This is a genomic window from Micromonospora lutea (genome assembly GCF_016863535.1).
Classification (GTDB): Bacteria; Actinomycetota; Actinomycetes; order Mycobacteriales; family Micromonosporaceae; genus Micromonospora; species Micromonospora lutea.
The window spans coordinates 1-18,145 of record NZ_BOPB01000014.1 but is presented as its reverse complement, the minus strand read 5'-3'; the positions used below and the strand labels follow the sequence as shown (position 1 = coordinate 18,145).

16 protein-coding genes are annotated in these 18,145 nt (G+C 68.9%); 9 read left to right on the top strand and 7 right to left on the bottom strand.

What is annotated here, in order from left to right:
* Positions 1–271 precede the first annotated feature (271 nt).
* On the bottom strand, positions 272–1,375 hold the full coding sequence (locus tag Vlu01_RS15265; RefSeq protein ID WP_203999510.1) for a glycoside hydrolase family 53 protein: 1,104 nt from the start codon (positions 1,373–1,375) through the stop codon (positions 272–274).
* Positions 1,376–1,577: 202 nt separating this feature from the next.
* A complete protein-coding gene (locus tag Vlu01_RS15260) occupies positions 1,578–2,510 on the bottom strand; it encodes an alpha/beta fold hydrolase (RefSeq protein WP_239095910.1) in 933 nt (310 codons plus the stop codon).
* Positions 2,511–2,591: 81 nt separating this feature from the next.
* Here Vlu01_RS15260 and Vlu01_RS15255 point away from each other — a divergent pair, with 81 nt between their 5' ends.
* Together Vlu01_RS15255 and Vlu01_RS15250 are read left to right on the top strand one after the other, a co-directional pair.
* A complete protein-coding gene (locus Vlu01_RS15255; protein ID WP_203999508.1) occupies positions 2,592–3,818 on the top strand; it encodes a trypsin-like serine peptidase in 1,227 nt (408 codons plus the stop codon).
* A gap of 100 nt (positions 3,819–3,918) precedes the next feature.
* Positions 3,919–4,827, top strand: a complete 909-nt coding sequence (locus tag Vlu01_RS15250) for an SMP-30/gluconolactonase/LRE family protein (protein WP_203999506.1) — start codon at positions 3,919–3,921, stop codon at positions 4,825–4,827.
* On the opposite strand, the gene Vlu01_RS15245 is transcribed toward Vlu01_RS15250, so the two are convergent.
* Positions 4,799–4,987: a hypothetical protein gene (locus tag Vlu01_RS15245; protein ID WP_203999504.1), complete on the bottom strand. Its 189-nt coding sequence runs from the start codon at positions 4,985–4,987 to the stop codon at positions 4,799–4,801. The genes Vlu01_RS15250 and Vlu01_RS15245 overlap by 29 nt on opposite strands.
* 201 nt (positions 4,988–5,188) lie before the next feature.
* Here Vlu01_RS15245 and Vlu01_RS15240 point away from each other — a divergent pair, with 201 nt between their 5' ends.
* The 3 genes from Vlu01_RS15240 (at position 5,189) to Vlu01_RS15230 (ending at position 10,143) form a co-directional block, all read left to right on the top strand.
* Positions 5,189–7,264 (top strand): HelD family protein, encoded by a 2,076-nt coding sequence (locus Vlu01_RS15240; RefSeq protein WP_203999502.1) that lies wholly within the window; start codon positions 5,189–5,191, stop codon positions 7,262–7,264.
* A gap of 175 nt (positions 7,265–7,439) precedes the next feature.
* Positions 7,440–9,419, top strand: coding sequence for an acyl-CoA dehydrogenase family protein (locus Vlu01_RS15235; protein WP_203999500.1), 1,980 nt, complete (start codon positions 7,440–7,442; stop codon positions 9,417–9,419).
* Between the two features lie 37 nt (positions 9,420–9,456).
* Positions 9,457–10,143: a GntR family transcriptional regulator gene (locus Vlu01_RS15230; protein ID WP_203999498.1), complete on the top strand. Its 687-nt coding sequence runs from the start codon at positions 9,457–9,459 to the stop codon at positions 10,141–10,143.
* On the opposite strand, the gene Vlu01_RS15225 is transcribed toward Vlu01_RS15230, so the two are convergent.
* The gene (locus Vlu01_RS15225; protein WP_203999496.1) at positions 10,140–10,628 is read right to left on the bottom strand and encodes a MarR family winged helix-turn-helix transcriptional regulator; all 489 of its coding nucleotides are present in this window, start codon (positions 10,626–10,628) and stop codon (positions 10,140–10,142) included. The two genes, Vlu01_RS15230 and Vlu01_RS15225, sit on opposite strands and share 4 nt — an antisense overlap.
* A 121-nt stretch (positions 10,629–10,749) precedes the next feature.
* Between Vlu01_RS15225 and Vlu01_RS15220 the strand changes: the two genes are divergently transcribed.
* Positions 10,750–11,397 (top strand): FMN-dependent NADH-azoreductase, encoded by a 648-nt coding sequence (locus tag Vlu01_RS15220; protein ID WP_203999494.1) that lies wholly within the window; start codon positions 10,750–10,752, stop codon positions 11,395–11,397.
* Positions 11,398–11,502: 105 nt separating this feature from the next.
* On the opposite strand, the gene Vlu01_RS15215 is transcribed toward Vlu01_RS15220, so the two are convergent.
* The 3 genes from Vlu01_RS15215 to Vlu01_RS15205 form a co-directional block, all read right to left on the bottom strand.
* Entirely contained in the window at positions 11,503–11,970 is a 468-nt protein-coding gene (locus Vlu01_RS15215; RefSeq protein ID WP_203999491.1) for an SAM-dependent methyltransferase, read from the bottom strand.
* A gap of 874 nt (positions 11,971–12,844) precedes the next feature.
* The gene (locus tag Vlu01_RS15210) at positions 12,845–13,741 is read right to left on the bottom strand and encodes a hypothetical protein (RefSeq protein WP_203999487.1); all 897 of its coding nucleotides are present in this window, start codon (positions 13,739–13,741) and stop codon (positions 12,845–12,847) included.
* Positions 13,738–14,121: a PadR family transcriptional regulator gene (locus Vlu01_RS15205; protein ID WP_203999484.1), complete on the bottom strand. Its 384-nt coding sequence runs from the start codon at positions 14,119–14,121 to the stop codon at positions 13,738–13,740. Before Vlu01_RS15205 ends, Vlu01_RS15210 begins: the two co-directional genes overlap by 4 nt.
* A gap of 139 nt (positions 14,122–14,260) precedes the next feature.
* On the opposite strand from Vlu01_RS15205, the gene Vlu01_RS15200 reads away from it, so the two are divergent.
* From Vlu01_RS15200 to Vlu01_RS15190, 3 genes are all read left to right on the top strand, one after another.
* Positions 14,261–15,613, top strand: coding sequence for a TolB family protein (locus Vlu01_RS15200; RefSeq protein WP_203999481.1), 1,353 nt, complete (start codon positions 14,261–14,263; stop codon positions 15,611–15,613).
* A 128-nt stretch (positions 15,614–15,741) separates the two neighbouring features.
* On the top strand, positions 15,742–16,437 hold the full coding sequence (locus tag Vlu01_RS15195; RefSeq protein ID WP_203999479.1) for a proteasome protein: 696 nt from the start codon (positions 15,742–15,744) through the stop codon (positions 16,435–16,437).
* A 140-nt stretch (positions 16,438–16,577) separates the two neighbouring features.
* A complete protein-coding gene (locus tag Vlu01_RS15190) occupies positions 16,578–17,783 on the top strand; it encodes a polysaccharide deacetylase family protein (protein ID WP_203999477.1) in 1,206 nt (401 codons plus the stop codon).
* Positions 17,784–18,145: the final 362 nt, after the last annotated feature.

The following is an 18,145-nucleotide window of genomic DNA, read 5'->3' as shown; positions in this document are numbered from 1 at the left end:
GTCAGCACGGTGGTGTGGTGCGGGAAAGATCAGGCAGCTGAGTCGCCGGCCAGCGTGACGACGTGCCCACGGTCGAGGCTGGCCGGCGTGCAACCACGGCGGAGAATCCGGCTCCCGGCAGCCACGAGACCCGCCATGACAGGAAAGTTAGCGCTAACATCATAAGACGTCAAACGACAGAGGTCTATGGCTTGCTCGGGCTTCCGCAGCCGCCCGGGCCACCGCGCACCGTCCCCCGAGCCCGGCGGCGACCACCGAGCCCGGACCGCGATCACGGAGTCCAGTACAGGTGCGGATTGACCCGCCCGGACCAGTCGAAGACGGCCATGTTGTCCCAGCCGTTACCGGTTCCGTTGATGTCCGCCGGGTCCCAGCCGTTGCCGCGTACGGCGTACCAGGTCGGTTCCCAGTAGAAGACGCCGACCGCGCCGGCGTTGCGGGCGGTGTTCTGCACCCAGCTGAACTGCTGCGCCTGGCCGGACCAGGTGGCCGGGATGTTGTCGCAGCGTGCGGTGCCCGAGATGACGTTGGGCTGATGGTCGGCATCGGCCGTGGTGAACGGGTACGCGGTCTCGGCGATCACCACCGGCTTGCCGTAGCGGGATTTCACGTCGGCGATGACGTTGTACAGGTTGGCCAGCGTGCCGTGCCACATGCAGTAGTAGGACAGCGCGGTCACGTCCCAGGTGACGCCCTGCGCCCTGATCCCGTCATAGAACCAGCGGGCGTTGGCGTTGCTGTCCGCGTTCGCCGTGTGGATCCACACCTGGGTGCCGCCGTGGCACGCCTTGGTGGCCCGGTAGCCCTGCTTGAGCAGGCTCGCCAGCGGGGCGAAGTTGTTGTTCACGACCTGCCCACTGGGCCACAGCATGCCCACATTGATCTCGTTGCCGATCTGCACCGCGTCCGGCGTGGTGCCCTGCGCCTTCAGCGCGGTACACACGTCGTAGGTGTAGTTGTAGACGTCGGTCTGCAACTGGCTCAGCGAGTGGTTCGCCCAGGCTGCGGGCGGATACTGCTTACCCGGATCGGCCCAGGTGTCCGAGTAGTGGAAGTCGATCAGCAGCTTGAAGCCCTTGGCCTTGATCGTCCTGGCCTGTTGAAGCACTGTGGCCTTGTTGTTGTAGCCGCTGGCCGGGTTGTTCCAGATGCGCAGCCGCAGATAGTTGACGCCCTTCGAGGCGAGGATGTCGTAGGGGTCGGCCGGCGCGCCGGAGGCGTCGTGGTAGCGGGCGCCGAGGTCGAGGCTGCGGTGCAGCGAGGAGACGTCCGCGCCGCGCATGGTGAGGGTGTTGGCCGCCTGTGCGGGGGCGGTCAGGGCCAGCGGGGCCACGAGGACCACCACCCCCGCGAGGACCCGGAGGGACGGTTTCATGCTGCTCCTTCACATCCAGGGAGACAGGTGCCCGCGGGATCCGGGCACCTCCGGCGGGATCGCCGGACGGTTCGGGACCAGGTGAGGTGGTGACATGCGTCGATGGATTGGGTGTGACAGCAAGGGTGAACCATGCCGGCGCCTCCGCACCAGCCCCCTCTGGTCGCGTTGAAGCCCTGGGCCTGACGGCGACGCGCAGCGGTCAGGTGAGGAAGTGGTGCAGCGCGGCGGTCAGGTCGTCGGGGTTCTCCTCCGCGACGTGGTGACCGGACTCGATCGGGTGGCCGCGTAGATCGTCGGCCCACGGACGCCAGACGGCGAGCGGATCCCCGTAGAGATCGACCATGTCGTCCCGGGTCGACCAGAGCAGCAGGGTCGGGCAGCGGACGGTACGGCCGGCTCGCCGGTCGGCCTCCTCATGCTCACGGTCGACGCCGAGGCCGGCGCGGTAGTCCTCCAGCATCGCCCGCACGGTCGCCGGGTCGTGGATGGCCTGCCGGAACTCCCGGTGGTTCTCGACTCCCATGCGGTCCGGCCGGGCCTTGTCGCCGTACCAGGCGTCGGGATCGGCGCCGATGGCCCGCTCGGGCTTGTCCGGCTGGGCGAAGAAGAACCAGTGGTACCAACTCCGGGCGAGGGTGGCGTCGCACCTGGCGAGGGCCTCGCTGATGGGCACCCCGTCGATGACCACCAACCGACTGACGACCTCGGGATGGTCCAGTGCCAGGCGTAACGCCACGTAGCAACCGCGGTCGTGCCCGACCGCGGCGAACGTCGAGTGACCCAGCGCGTGCATGAGTCGGACCAGGTCCGCCGCCACCACACGTTTGGACTGCTGGGAGTGGTCGGGCAGAATCCGTGCCTTGCCGGACTGTCCGTAGCCGCGCATGTCGGGGCAGACCACGGTGAACCCGTGATCCACCAGCCGGGGGGCGACCCGATGCCAGGTCGATCCGGTACGCGGGTGTCCGTGCACGAGCAGGACGGCAGGACCGTGCCCGGCGTGCCGGACGCGAAGGTCCACCTCCCCCACGTCGATCCGCTCATCGGTGAACTGGTCGAACATGCCCGACCAGTACCCGCGTCGGCGCCGCTTCAACAGCCCGCCCAGGCAGGTCACCGGAGGCAAGTTCATCGATTATCTTGCATGTCTCGATCGCTGTCCGGTAAGAAGACTTAGGAATCGTTCAGGTTCCGCTTCCTGGGAGGAGCGACGATGAAACATGCCCTGCGCCGGCTACGCCTGGTGACCGTCACATTCGCTGCCTGCACACTCAGCCTCAGCCTGCTGTCGGCGCCCGCCGAGGCGTACCCGGTGCAGCCGATCGCGCCGCTGTCCGACCGGGCACCCGAGTCGGATCAGTTCTCGGCCGAGGGCGTGACGACCGTCGGTGAGTTGCGCACCGTCGACGGATCGCTGTCGTACGCCCGCGACGGCCGGACCCAGATCATCCGGCACCCCGGTGCCACGTACGTCAAGGTGCACTTCAGCTCGCTGCGGCTAAGCCCCGGCGAGTACGTCACCGTGTCCAGCCCGGACGGTCGGGAGAGCTACCGGTACGACCGCAATCTGAACCGGGCGACCAGCGCGGACTACACCACGGACGGACGGTCAGGTTTCTGGGCGATGTCGGTGGAGGGCGACACGGCGGTGGTGACGCTGCACAGCAACCGCTCCTCCCGGGGCAGCGCCGCTACCATCGACCGGTTCTGGCGCGGCTACGACCGTACGGAGATCGGCGAGCACAACTTCACCACGCAGTCGGTCTGCAGCACCGACGCCCGCCGCGACGTGGTCTGCTACCAGAGCAGCCACCCCACCGAGTTCGCCCGCAGCAACGCCGTGGCACGTCTGCTGATCAGCGGCGGCGGCATGTGCACCGCCTGGCGGGTCGGCAACACCAACCGCATGCTGACCAACAAGCACTGCTTCTCGACGCAGGCCGCGGTCAGCGGTAGCGAGATGCAGTTCAACTACCAGTGCGCCACCTGCGGCGGCGCGAACCCCGGGGCCGGCACCAAGGTCAGTGGCGCCACGCTCTACCGGGTGAGCAGCGGTGGTTCCAGCCAGCTCGACTACGCCCTGTTCTCGGTGAACAACTTCGCCGCCATCCAGGGGTACGGCACGCTCTACCTGGCGACGTCCGCCACCACCACCGGCACCCAGATGTACATCCCGGGGCACGGTGACGGCAGCCCGAAGCGTCTGTCGATCTTCGAGAACGCCCAGAACGGCGCGCGCTGCACCGTCCGGAACGCCAACTACAACACCTGGAACATCAGCTACAGCTGCGACACCTCCGGTGGGAACTCGGGCTCGCCGGTGCTGAACAGCAGCCACCGGGTGATCGCCCTGCACCACCTCGGCGGGTGTCCGTCCAACCAGGGCGCCAAGGCCCACCTGATCTACAACGAGATCGCGAGTCTGATCGACAACGGCTGACCACGACGGTGGCGACCCGGGGCCGGATCGCGTCCCCGGGTCGCCACGCCGCGCCGCCCCTGGTGAGGCACCCGCCGGGTGCCGCCCTACCATTCGGTGCATGAGCCCGGTTGAGCGCATACCTACCCGGTGGGACGTCCTGGACGAGCGGTTCCGGGCGGTGAGCGGTGACCGCATGGTGCAGCGGCTCTTCGACGGCGGGCGGTGGCTGGAGGGGCCGGCGTACTCCGCCGCGTGGCGCTGCCTGCTGTTCAGCGACATCCCGAACGACCGGGTGCTGCGGTGGGACGAGGTCACCGGCCGATGCGACGTCTTCCAGGCACCCGCGGGCTACCCCAACGGCCGTACGGTCGACCGCCTCGGGCGCGTCGTGACCTGCGAGCACGGCAACCGTCGGGTCACCCGTACCGAGCCCGACGGGTCGCTGACGGTCGTGGCGGACCGGTGGCAGGGCAAGCGGTTCAACAGCCCCAACGACGTCGTCGAGACCAGCGACGGCTCATTGTGGTTCACCGACCCGAGCTACGGCATCGACAGTGACTACGAAGGGCACCGGGCAGATCCGGAGTTGGACGGCTGCCACGTCTACCGCTGTTCGCCGGACGGCCGGGTGGAACGGGTCGCCGACGATTTCCTGCGCCCCAACGGCCTCGCGTTCTCCGCCGACGAACGCCGCCTCTTCATCGTCGACACCCAGCGTCGGCATCTCCGTCACTTCGACGTGGGCCCCGACTGGACGCTGCGTGACCGGGGCGTACTCGCCGAATGCGACGCCGGGTCCTTCGACGGGATCCGACTCGACCAGGAGGGCCGGCTCTGGGTCGCCGCCCACGACGGTCTGCACTGCTTCGACCAGGAGGGCACGCTGCTCGGCAAACTCCGGCTGCCCGAGATCTGCTCGAACCTCACCTTCGGTGGCCGCAAGCGCAATCTGCTGTTCATGACGGCCACGACCTCGGTCTACTCGCTCGCGCTCAACGTCACCGGCGCAGGCCCGACCACCAGGTAGGCGGGCCGGGGCTGTCGGCCCAACTCGCCGGGTACAGCGACGGCATTGCGTAGGCGGCGTCACGCAGGCCGTCGGGCAGCACCCGGTAGAAGGCCCGGTCGAACAGGCCATGGTCGGGTGAGAGCTGCACCGGCAGGTGCAGGTTGTACATCGACAGCACCGAGGATCCCGGCGGCGCACGGCGCTGCCCACGGGAGACATAGCGGATGTCGGCCCGGGATCACGACTCCCTGCGGCCACTTCCATCATATCTATCGGTCAAGTCGCGCAAATCGCCCTGGATGCCGATTTTGTGGGTCTGGCCGGTACATATTCTCGACCGGTCCCCTTTCAGCCACGTCTGACGAACCCAGGGAGCAGTGTGTCCGAGACAGTGCGGCAGCTCGCCATCGAGCAGCAGGTGGTCGACCGGGTGTACGCACGCCTGGAGGTCATGCGTACGCAGGCGCGGGAACTGGAGGCCGAGGGTCGTGACCGCGCCTCGGCCGGCCCGTCGACCGGGCTGGTCGAGCGCGACGCGATGGTGCTGAGCGCCTCGGCCAGGCTGTCCGACCTGGACGGGCAGGAGGAGGGCCTCGTCTTCGGCCGGTTGGACTTCGACGACGGCGACACCTACCGCGTCGGCCGGCTGGGCGTACGCGACGAGAACCGGGAGCCGCTGGTGGTGGACTGGCGTGCGCCGGCCGCCGCGCCGTTCTACCGCGCCACCCCCGGTGAACCGCTGGGCGTGGTGCGCCGTCGGATCATCACCTGCCAGGGGCCCACGGTCGTCGGGGTGGACGACGAGGTGCTGTCGGCCGGCGACGTCGACGGTGTGGTGGGCGAGGGCGCCCTGCTCGCGTCACTCACCCGGGCACGTGGCCTGCACATGCGGGACATCGTCAGCACCATCCAGCGCGAGCAGGACGAGGCGATCCGCGCACCGGCACACGGTGTCACCGTCATCACCGGAGGACCGGGGACCGGCAAGACCCAGGTCGCCCTGCACCGCGCCGCCTACCTGCTCTACACCGACCGGGGGAAGTTCGCCGACGGTCGGGTGCTGGTGGTCGGTCCGTCGACCGTGTTCACCGAGTACATCGGCAGGGTGTTGCCCGGTCTCGGTGAGGACAGCGTCCACCTGCGGGCGATCGGCGAGCTGTTCGACGGTGTCGTGGCGACCCGACGTGACCGCGCCGAGGTCGCCAGGGCCAAGGGTGACCTGACGATGGTGCGGGTGCTGACCGAGCTGGCCTGGGACACTCCCCCGAACGCGCCCGGACGACTGGGCCGGCTCGACGCCGACGACCTGGCGAAGGCCCGGCTCGACGTACGACGACGGTGCGAGGCACGGGGCATCAAGCCCAACGGTGCCCGCGCCGAGGCGGCGACGGTGCTCTCGGAACTGCTCAGCGGCCGGGAGATCCCGGCGGCCTTCCTGAACGCGTGGTGGCCGATGCTGACTCCGCAGGACGTGCTGCCCGCGCAGGACGGGCAGTGGTCGGTGGACGACGTCCCGCTGCTCGACGAACTCGCCGAGATCCTGGGCGAGCCGGTCGCGTCGACGCCGGTCCGGACCGGATGGCAGGTGCGTGAGTTGAGCAGTGGTCCGCGGCTGGCGGACGAATTCGTGCTCAGCCTGAGTCTCAACGACGGCTGGCAGCTCTTCGCGCCCGGACTCTCCACGCCGATCGCCCTCTCCGGCCAGTCGCTCGACAGCGGCAACGCCTGGGCGGCGCAGCGCTGGGCGGCGGCGATCATCCTGCGGGAGGGCCACGAGGTGGTGGGCTGGACCGACGGCTTCGACCCGTACGGCGAGGAGGGGTACCTGCCGGAGTTGGCCGAGCCGCTGCCGGTCGCCGAGGTCGCCGACCCGGTCGAGGACGTGTATCTGCACGTCATCCTCGACGAGGCGCAGGATCTCTCGCCGATGGAGTGCCGCATGATCGCCCGCCGAGCCGCCCACGCCTCGATGACGATCGTGGGCGACCTCGGTCAGGCGACCCACCCGCTGGCTGCCGGAAGCTGGCCGGAGTTGGTGAAACAGCTGGGCAAACGCGAGGTCAGGATGCTCGACCTGCCGACCGGCTACCGGGTGCCGCAGGTCATCGCCGACTTCGCCGCCCGCGCGCTGGCGCCCGGGATCGAGCCGACCCGCTCCTTCCGGCCCGGTGGAACCCTCACCATCCGACAGGTGGACGACCTGCGGACGGCGATCGCTGAGGAGCGCGGCACGATCATCGCTCCCGACGCGATCGCCGACTCGCTGGATGCGGTCCCGGTCAGCCAGGTCAAGGGGCTGGAGTACGACCGGGTGGTGCTGGTGGAGCCCGCCGACATCGTCGCCGCCGAGCCCCGCGGCATGAACCGGCTCTACGTGGCGCTGACCCGGGCCGTCGCCGAACTGGTCATCCTGCACACCAAGCCGCTGCCGGAGGTGCTCGGGGCCGAGCGCTGAGGGACAGCGCCGCTCAGATGATGACTGCGTCGCCGGGCGGCGCCCGGTCCCGGCGACTGCGGTGCCGTGCATCACGTACGCCGGCAGCTGCGCCTCGTAACCGGCCGGAACTGTAGCGGCTCGGTAACCTTGATCGGGTACGAGCTGTACCCAACCAGCACCCTGCGAGGTAGTCATGACCAGTCCCGCGCCCGGCACCGTCGACCTCGCCCGCCTACAGGAAGTGCTCGACGGTCCGTGGGCCGAGGTCCGCAACGCGCACCGCAAGCACCTCGATGCCCGTTTCCTCCCGGTGTACGGCGAGACCGGCGACCAGGCGCGGGAGCGGGTCACCGGGCTGCTCACGGAACTTCCCGTCGAACTGGGTATCGGCGCGGCCTTTCCTACCGAGTACGGCGGTGCGTCCGACGTCGGTGGCTCGATCATCGCCAGCGAGATGCTGGCGCAGGTCGACCTCTCGCTGATGGTCAAGGCCGGGGTGCAGTGGGGCCTGTTCGGCGGCGCGGTCGCGGCCCTGGGGACCCGACGTCATCACGACGCCTACCTTCGGGACATCATCTCCGGTCAGATCCTGGGCTGCTTCGCGATGACCGAGACCGGGCACGGCTCCGACGTCCAGCAGCTTCGCACCACCTGCACGTACGACCCCCGGACGCAGACCTTCGATCTGCACACCCCGCACGAGGCGGCGCGCAAGGACTACATCGGCAACGCCGCCCGAGACGGGCGGATGGCGGTGGTCTTCGCACAGTTGATCAGCGGCGGGGAGCGGCACGGCGTACACGCGTGGCTGGTGCCGATCCGCGACGAGCAGGGCAATCCCCTGCCCGGGGTGACCATCGGCGACTCCGGTCCCAAGGCCGGCCTGCACGGGGTGGACAACGGACGGCTCAGCTTCGACCACGTGTCGGTGCCCCGGGAGATGCTGCTGGACCGGTACGGCCAGGTCGCGGCGGACGGCACCTACTCCAGCCCCATCGAGAACGACTCCCGGCGCTTCTTCACCATGCTCGGCACCCTGGTCCGCGGCCGGATCAGTGTGGGCGGTGCCGCGTCGGCGGCCGCGAAGTCGGCGTTGACCATCGCGGTCCGCTACGGCGACACCCGCCGCCAGTTCACCACCCCTGACGCCGACCGGGAGGTGCTGCTCAACGACTACCTGGCCCACCAGCGCAAGCTGCTGCCCGCCCTGGCCACCACGTACGCCCTGCACTTCGCCCAGGCCGAACTGGTCGCCGCGCTGCACGAGGTGCAGGGCGGTGACGGCCCGGTCGACGAGCACCGGCAGCGGGAGCTGGAGTCCCGTGCCGCCGGCCTGAAGGCCGCGCAGACCTGGCACGCCAGCCGCACCATCCAGACGTGTCGCGAGGCGTGCGGCGGTGCCGGCTACCTGTCGGAGAACCGGTTGCCGGGGCTGCGAGCCGACACCGACGTCTTCACCACCTTCGAGGGCGACAACACGGTCCTGCTGCAGTTGGTCGCCAAGGGTCTGCTCACCGGTTACCGGGACGAGTTCGGCTCGCTGGACGGCTGGGGACGCGCCTCCTTCGTCGCCGAGCAGGTGCGGGAGATGGTGCTCGAACGCACCGCCGCACGGTCGCTGATCCAGCAACTGATCAGCGCCGTGCCCGGCCGCGACGAGGAGGTCGCCGTCACCGACCGGGGCTGGCAGCTCACGATCTTCGAGGACCGCGAGAAGCATCTGCTCGAAGGCGCGATCCGCCGCCTGCGCAACGGCGCGACCAGCAAGCAGGACCGGCCCTTCGACATCTTCAACGATGTCCAGGACCATGTCCTCACCGCCGCCGCCGCGCACATCGACCGGGTCACCCTGGAGGCCTTCGTCGCGGCCATCGAGGAGACCGCGGACCCGGCGGTCCGGGCGCTGCTCTCCCGCGTCTGCGACCTGTACGCCCTCAGCGTCATCGAGGCCCACAAGGGGTGGCTGCTGGAGCACGGTCGCCTCACGCCGGCCCGCTCGAAGGCGATCACCGCAGTGGTGAACGGCCTGCTCAAGGAGCTGCGTCCGCAGATGCGGACGTTGGTGGACGGCTTCGCCATCCCGGACGTCTGGCTGGACGCCGCGATCCTCCGGGAGGAGCCCGGCCGTCAGGACGCCATGGCGGCCCACGACAGCGCGGCCACCTCCGCCTAGGTTGACATGGCGGCGTACGAACCGTGCAATATGTTGCATGCCGATCCCTGCGCGTGCGGGCGTCGTCGCCCGGTCACTGCTGCGCGACGATGCCTTCCGGGCGATTCGCGACGCGATCGTGAACGGGACACTGGCTCCGGGTGAGCGGCTCAACGACGGTGAGCTCGCCCAGTGGCTCGGCGTCAGCCGCACCCCGGTGCGCGAGGCGCTGGCCCGGCTTGAGGAGGCCGGCCTGGTCCGCACCAGGCCGGGCCGTTACACGATGGTCAGCCCACTCGACCTGCGGGCGCTGCGCGGTGCCCAGTCGGTGACCACCGCCCTGCACGAGTTGGCGGTGCGCGAGGCACTCCCCAACCTGTCCGCCGCCGAACTCGACGCGATGCGCGCCGCCAACACCCGCTTCGCGCAGGCGCTGCAGGCCAACGACGTCGACGCGGCCATCGCGGCGGACGACGACTTCCACGGCGTCATGGTGGCCGCCTCGGCGAACGCGGCGCTCCGGTCGGTGCTCGACCAGTTCACGCCCGCACTACGGCGGCTGGAACGACTCCGCTTCGCCTCACTGAGCGGCCGCGGCTCCGTCGCCCAGCACGAGCGGATCATCGCGCGGTGCGAAGCCGGTGACGTCGAGGGCGCGGTCGCCGCCACCCGCGTCAACTGGCAGACCCTGGCACCCCTGCTGGAGACCGCGATCGACGAGGACGAGCCCGACACCCCGACCTAGCCGTCGCGCCGGGAGTCCTCCGCCGCCGCCTCGTTGACCTGCTGTGTCACCCGGCCGGCGACCTCCGAAAGCGCAGTGATCTGCTTCGAGGTGAGACCGTCGATGACGAATCGCCGCACCGCGGCGACGTGCCCGGGTGCCGCGGCCACCACGAGGTCCCACCCAGCCTCGGTCAACACCGCCCGGTTGTAGCGGGGGTTGTCCGGGTCGGGCTCACGGCGCAACAGCCCTCGCCGCTCCAGACGCTTGAGAACGTTCGACAACCGGGACAGCGAGCTGCTGACCTGACTGGCCAGGGCGCTGAGCCGCAGCGTACGACCGGGCGTCATGGAGAGCGCGCTCAGCACGAAGTAGTCGAACAACGTGAGGTCGTTGTCGCGTAGCAGTTGCGCGTCGAGCGCGCTGGGCAGCTTGAACATGAGGCTGGCCAGGGCGAGCCAGGCCTCGCGCTCGCACTCGTTCAACCACCGGGGTTCCTCCGGCATGTCGCTCAGCCTAGCCGCCGGATCTGACTGCGGAGGTGAGGCATCTCGCATTTGGTTCAAGCTTGAACCTCGACGGGTTATCGTCTACTTCAACCTTGAACCTCGTACGTATGGAGTTGTCGTGACCCTGTTCCGGCTGGATGCCAGCATTCGTACCCACGGCTCGGCGAGCCGCGAGATCGCGGACATCGTCGAAGAGGAGTGGCTCGCCGCACACACCGGTGACACGGTCGAACGTCGCCACATCGGCGTCGACGTCCTCCCCGCGACCGCTTGGGCGGCGGCGGTCACCGCCGGGATGACCCCACCCGAGGAGCACACCGCCGAGCAGCGTGCGGCCCTCGCCCTCGCCGCCACGCTGGTCGACGAACTGCTCGCCGCCGACGCCATCCTGTTCGCCGTGCCGCTGTACAACTTCGGCGTCTCCCAGCACTTCAAGACCTACGTCGACCTGGTCAACACCGACCCGCGAGCGACCATGAAACCGTTCCTGACGGGCAAGCGGGTGGCGCTGGCCACCGTCCGGGGAGGCGCGTACGGCGGCGGCACCCCCCGGGAGGGTTGGGACCACTCGACGCCGTACCTGCGTCGCATCATCGCCGACTGCTGGGGTGCCGACCTCACCGTGATCGAGCGCGAGTTCACCCTCGTCGGCGTCGACCCCGCCCTCGACTCGTTCACCGACCAGGCCGCGCGGATGCACACCGAGGCCCAGCAGGCCGCCCGCGAGGCCGGCCGCGCGCTCGGCGGCCTGCCGGTCCCGGCCTGACGGTACGCAGCCGTACCGCTGCCGCAGCGGACCCGGGAAGAAGCCGGGCAGCCGGCACCGCACACCGTCTGGATGTGCGGTACGAACTGCCCGGCTGCTCGCCGCCTACGGCTGGAAGTACTCCGACATCATGCCGCTGACCCATTCCGGCTGCACGACACCCGACGGCAGGAACTCCACGATCGTCGGCTTCAGGTCGATGACGGGGGTGCCGGAGACCGCGTCGAGGCCCACCACCGTCAACTCGCGGCCGTCGACGGATTCGATGGCGCAGCACGTCACCCCGATACGGTTCGGCCGGCGAGGACCGCGACCGGCGAACACGCCAACGGGTGGAAGGTCCGAGCGTCCACGGTACGGACGGGGTTCCCGATAATCGCCATGCTCCGGAAACTGATCGAAGACGAAGAGGACCTCCACGTGGGAGAAGTCCTCCAGACCCTGGAGGCACGCCTCACCGAAGCGCTCGTTGACGACGATCGTGCTGCGGACGGCACCCCAGTTGTCGGTGTGCTGGACGTCCGTCCTGTCATTGCGGACCGTACCGATCGGGGTGATCTCGAAGCTGGGCATGACTGGAGGCTAATCCCGGCCGCAAAGCAGTCACCCGACGCGCGACCGGTCCCCTCGGCACGCCGGACGACCTGCGGGGTGACCTGTCGTCGCCCGGCTGCCGTCAACTCCCGTTTGCAAGGCGAGAGAGCAGGTCGGATATCACCGCGACCAGGGCGCCTACACCCGCCAGGGTGGTCACTCCTCCGATCACTCTGTCGAGGGCAACGAACCTGGCCCGGCGACGAACGAGCCGGTCCTGAGTCCAACCCTTCCGCCTGAACCGGCCTACCGAGCCAACAAAACGGTCAGAAAGCTCCACATGCCTCGTCGCGATCCCGCGAAAGTCTGCTGCCAGGGCCAGCCCTATCAGGACCATCGAAGTTCCAGTCAGAAACCCGACCACCGTTCGCCCCACGAGACCTCCACGAGCGTTGATCGCCGGAACCTCCGCCGGAAGCCCCGAGGTTAACCAACACCACGGATGCGCGCCGGTCCCGACTCCTACCCCGGGATGGCGGGGATGATCAGTGTCAGCGCACACCACCACATCGCGGCGACCGTAGGTGTCGTCGGGCCCCTGCAGATCGATGTGGACCCGAGCCAGAGCGCACAGTTCCGGATACTCCGTCAACATGTCGGCTGACCGCCATCGAGAGAGAAGCCGAAGTCGGTCAGGGCTGACACCATCGTGTCCGCCTGCATACCGATTCCCTGGCCGGCGACCGGCAATTGGCGTAGCAGGGATTCGACGTGAACGTTCCCGGTCTCGTGAAGTTCCTTGCCGGATGGACGTCCGGCGAAGTCAGCATCGATGGGTACGAGGCGGCACCGCCGCAGCGAGCGACATCGCGCCCAGGCGGTCCGGTCGTTGCCGGACCGCCTGGGCGGTTGGTCAGGCTCGGGTGCGCTGCCGCATCCGGGTCGACACGACCGCGCCGGCTGCCATGAGGGCCGCGACGACCAGCGACGGCAGGGCGTCGGGCCGGCGCAGCAGTTCCCCCGTCGACAGGTCGTTGCCCAGTTGGTAGAGCGTGCCGAGCAGGAGGGTGGGCGCGACGGCTATGAGCAGGCGCTGGTCGGCCGTCGCCACCCACAGGAAGACGGCTATCCCGGCGATCACCATGGCGGCGGCGACGATCTGCGCGCTCACGTCGACCCGGCGGAATCCCCCGGCAGGGATCAGATGCAGGGCGAGTATGCCGACGGTGGCCAGCACGGCGTTGGCCCGGGGCGTCGACGGCACGTCCGCCGGACGCCACAGACCCGCAATGATCAAAGGCGCGGCGACAACCGGCGCCCAGAACTGCGGCAGGCCGTTGAGGAGCAGGTACTGGGAGATCATGGATGGCACCACCACCGCAGCCACCGCCAACACGGCAGCGGTGCGGGTGCGGTCAGCGACGAGCGCCACCAGCGCCGCGATCACCATGACCTCGAAGATGCCCTGATCACGCAGGACGGCCATGGGGTCCGAGAGTCCGCCGAACTGGAACGCCTCGACGATGTCGTCCAGGCCGATGAGCGCGCCCAACGCCAGCACCGCCATGGCGCCGAGGTGGATGCCCTGCCAGAGCAGCACGGCGGTCGGCCGGTCGGCGGTGCTGCCACCGTGCACCCGTAGGGCACCCCGGATCAGCGAGGCCGCCTGCCGGAGGCTGGGCCAGCGGCGGGTGGTCGGTTCGTCGCCGATCAACGTGTCGATCAGCTCGTCGGCACGTTCGCGGCGGTACGCGGCTGGATAAGCCCGCAGCAGCATCCGGTAGCGCTTCTCCAGGACATCGGAACTCATGCTGGTCTGATCCTCGCGGTAGAAGGTTGATGGGTGCTTCCCAGCGGGAAGATCCGTTGGGGCAGGCGATCCATGACCACCCGCGCGGCCCGGGCGAGCCGGTCGGCCTCCTCGGCGAGTACCTGACAGCCCTCATCGGTGAGCCGGTAGTAGCGACGGGCTCGCCCGTTGACGATTTCCTCACCATCGGCGGCGATGAGTCCCTCGCCGAGCAGTCGGTCGATCACCGAGTACAGCGAGCCGGCGGCGAGGGTCACCCGCCCATCGGACAGCTCCGTCACCCGCTTGATCACGGCGTAACCGTGGAGCGGTCCATTGATCAGGGCGGCAAGGACGAAGTACGACGGTTCCCGCAGCGCGGGACGCGAAGTCGATCGCATGCGCCGAATATACAAGTAACACGAGTATCCTGCCAGGGCGACCGTGCACTGTAGTCAGTCATTCGGTCGTCCCGTGGGTTCAGCTATCGGGTGCCGGACACGGACGAACGATCAGCCCACACCCCGAGACCAACCAGGTATGACGACACAATTCGAGGTACCCGCCACCCATCGCAGGACCTTCCGGTCTCCCCGGTACCGTCCAGTCAGCACGGCCGCGGCCGGGGTAGCCATGATCGGCGGCCTCGCCGCCGGCGTCGCACCTGCCGCCGCCGCTGCCGCACCGCCAGCTACCACCCGAATCAGCGTGGACAGCAAGGGGGGTCAGGCAGTCGAGTACCGCAGCGAGCCCTTCGCGACGAGCGCGGACGGCCGGTACGTCGCCTTCACCTCCGCCGCACCGAACCTGACGCCGGACGACACCAACAACACCTGGGACGTGCTGGTCCGCGACCGTCGGACCGGCACCACGAGCCGGGTCAGCCAGTCGAGCGCGGGAGTCGCAGGCGACAGCTCCAGCTACGGTCACTCTCAGAGCCCGGACGGCCGATACGTCTCCTTCACCTCCGACGCCACCAATCTGGTGCCCGGCGACACCAACGGCGTCTCCGACGGTTTCGTCCACGACCGTCGCACGGGTCGCACCACCCGGGTCACCCTGGCCAACGGCAACGCCCAGGCCGACGCCCGCAGCTACGCACCGGTCATCAGCGCTGACGGTCGGTACGTGGCGTTCGTCTCCGACGCGCCGCTGGTACCCGGCGACACCAACGGCGTGGCCGACATCTTCGTGCGTGACCGGCAGGCCGGTACCACCGTCCCGGTCAGTGGCACGAGCGCCGACGCACCGTCCGACGCACCGGCGATCAGCGCCGACGGCCGGTACGTGACGTTCACCTCTGAGGCGGCGCTGGTACCCGGAGACACCAACGGCATCGCCGACGTGTTCATCCGCGACATGCGCACCGGTATCCTCCGGCGGGTCAACGTATCCACCACCGGCGCACAGGCGAACGCGCTCACCGTCTCCCCGACGATAAGCGCGGACGGTCAGATCGTGGCGTTCGTCTCCGAAGCGGCGCTGGTGCCCGGAGACACCAACGGCGTGGCCGACGTGTTCCTACGAGACCTGCGCGCCGGTACGACCATCCGGGTCAGCGTGACTGCCGGCGACGGACAGGCGATCGGCGGCAGCAGTTACGGCCCGATGATGAGTGCCGACGGCCGCCACGTGGTCTTCAGCTCCGACGCCACCAACCTGGTGTCGGGCGACGCCAACGGGGTGGGCGACGTGTTCCTACGAGACCTGCGCGCCGGCACGACCGTCCGGGTCAGCGTGACTGCCGGCGGCGGAGAGGGCAACGACGGCAGTTACAACGGTGTGGTCACCAGAGACGGCCGGTACGTCGCCTTCGCCTCGGCGGCCACGAACCTGGTACCGGGCGACACCAACGGTGTGACTGACGCATTCCTGCACCGCCTGCCCCTTTGATCCACTCGATGTAGCGCGGAAGTGCCCCGGCTCACAGGAAGCCGGGGCACTCTTCGCCCTGGGTGTAGGCAGGCGGGATGTCGGGTACCTCGCGCCCTACCCCCGTACCCCTTGCCCAGGAGGACCCCATGACCGTCGTACTTGCCGTTGTCTGCAGCGACGGGGTGGTGATCGGCGCGGACTCCCAGATCACCGACAGCGAACGCGGTCTGAGCTTCCCCGCCCAGAAGCTGCACCCGCTGGGCTCCTGCGCCGCCTGGGGCGGCAGCGGCGCACGGGGAGTACTCAACGACCTGCGACCTCTCCTCGAGGACTCGGCCACCGCCATCCTCGAAGCACCCGACATCGGCGACGAATTGCAGGAGCGCGTCCTGCCCGTCTTCAAGAAGCACTACGAGAACTACATCCCGGACGTACCCGGCGAGGGCGACGGCGGCGGGGTGTCGGCATACCTGCTCGCGGCCGGCTACAGCCAGGGCGGGCCGTGGATCGTGGAGATCAACCCCAACGGGCTCATCGGCCGTTACGAGGACGTGGGCTTCCACGCCATCGGCTCCGGCGCGCCCATGGCCCAGCAGGCCGGCGCGCTGCTGTCCCACTTTCGGATGACCGAGCGAAGCGTCGAGTACGGCGTGGTGGGCGTGGTACGGGTGCTGGAGGCGCTGGATCGGACTTCGCCGTCGGTCGGCGAGCCGTTCAGCGTCGCGTGCATCCGCGAGGAGGGCGCCCATCACCTCGACGAGAAGGAGATCGCCAAGGCGCTGAAGGACTCCAAGCGGTGGCGCGACCTCGAACAGGAAGCGCTCGACCGGCTGTTCGACTGACGCCGGCGCTTCCGGAAAGCTTCCGGAAGTCGTTGACGTGTTCGAAACGCCATTGCAATACTCCGAACGCGATGGCATCAATCCCTGTCGATCAAAACCACGCGTCGTCAGGTGCCATCCGTCCCAAGGAGGACCTGCACATGTACGCCAGCATCGGCGGCTCCCGCCGCCCGTCCGCCCCCCGAACATCGCGTCTCACCGTCCGGTTGGCCGTGCTCGCCTCCAGCGCGGCGCTGACTGCCGCCGGTCTCGCGGTCGCCGCCACTCCGTCCAGCGCCGCCGTCTGCAACGGGTACGTCGGCATCACCTTCGATGACGGGCCGACCGGCAGTACCAGCGCACTGCTGTCCACGCTTCGCGCGAACGGCGTACGGGCGACCATGTTCAACGTCGGGCAGAACGTGCAGAGCAACCAGTCCGCCGCGCGGGCCCAGGTCGACGCGGGCATGTGGGTCGCCAACCACAGCTGGAACCACGCGTACATGACCTCGATGAGCCAGAGCCAGATGCAGTCGGACCTCTCCCAGACCAACGCGGCGATCCAGGCAGCGACCGGCGTCCGGCCGCAGTTGTTCCGCCCGCCCTACGGGCAGACCAACTCGACCCTTCAGTCGGTCGCCGCGTCGCTTGGCCTGCGCCAGGTGATCTGGGACGTCGACTCGCAGGACTGGAACGGCGCCAGCGTCAGCCAGATCGTCTCCAACGCCAGCCGGCTCCAGGCCGGCCAGGTGATCCTGATGCACGACGGCATTCAGAACACCCGCAACGCGATTCCGCAGATCATGGCAAACCTGAGCAGCCGCAACCTATGTCCGGGCATGATCTCACCGAGCACCGGCCGAGCGGTGGCGCCGGACGACACTCCGCCGCCGACCACTCCGCCCCCGACCACACCTCCGCCGACCACTCCGCCCCCGACCACACCTCCGCCGACCAGCCCGCCGCCGACCACGCCTCCGCCCGGCTCCGCCAGCCAGATCGTCGGTAGCCAGTCGGGTCGATGCATCGACGTACCCAACGCCTCACAGAACAACGGCACCCGGGTACAGCTCTACGACTGCCACGGACAGTCCCACCAAGCCTGGACCTACACCTCAGACAAACAACTACGGGTCTACGGCAACATGTGCCTCGACGCAGCAGGCTCCGGAAACGGCGCCGCCGTCCAGATCTACGCCTGCCACGGCCAAGGCAACCAGCAATGGAACATCAACTCCAACGGCACCATCAGCGGCGTCCAGTCCGGACGCTGCCTGGATGCGTGGAGCACCGCCAACGGAGCACAAGTCCAGCTGTACGACTGCCACGGCCAACCCAACCAGCGATTCAGCCTCGTCGCACGATAACCATCGCTGATCCACTGTTTGCCGGCAGCCGGGACGGCCAGGTGATCCTGATGCACAACACGGCTCAGGTGGGTGTGGTCGACCAGGTGCCCCTACGGTGAACTCCAACTGACCCTGGACCGTAGGGGCACCCCGGGCCGAGGCTGAACTCCATGTGTGAACCCTCGGCCGGCCGGTGCGGATGACACACCCACACGACCACCGCCACCTGGGCCAGCACAGCAGGCGAACCCGTCGTTTCCGCCGATACACCCTCGCTCAAGACCCTCTCAACGTGATTCATCAACGCCCAGTCGAGGCCAGATAAGGGCCCGGCGACGGGCGGTCCGTGAGCGAACCGACAATTTCGGTCGGGTTGAGTA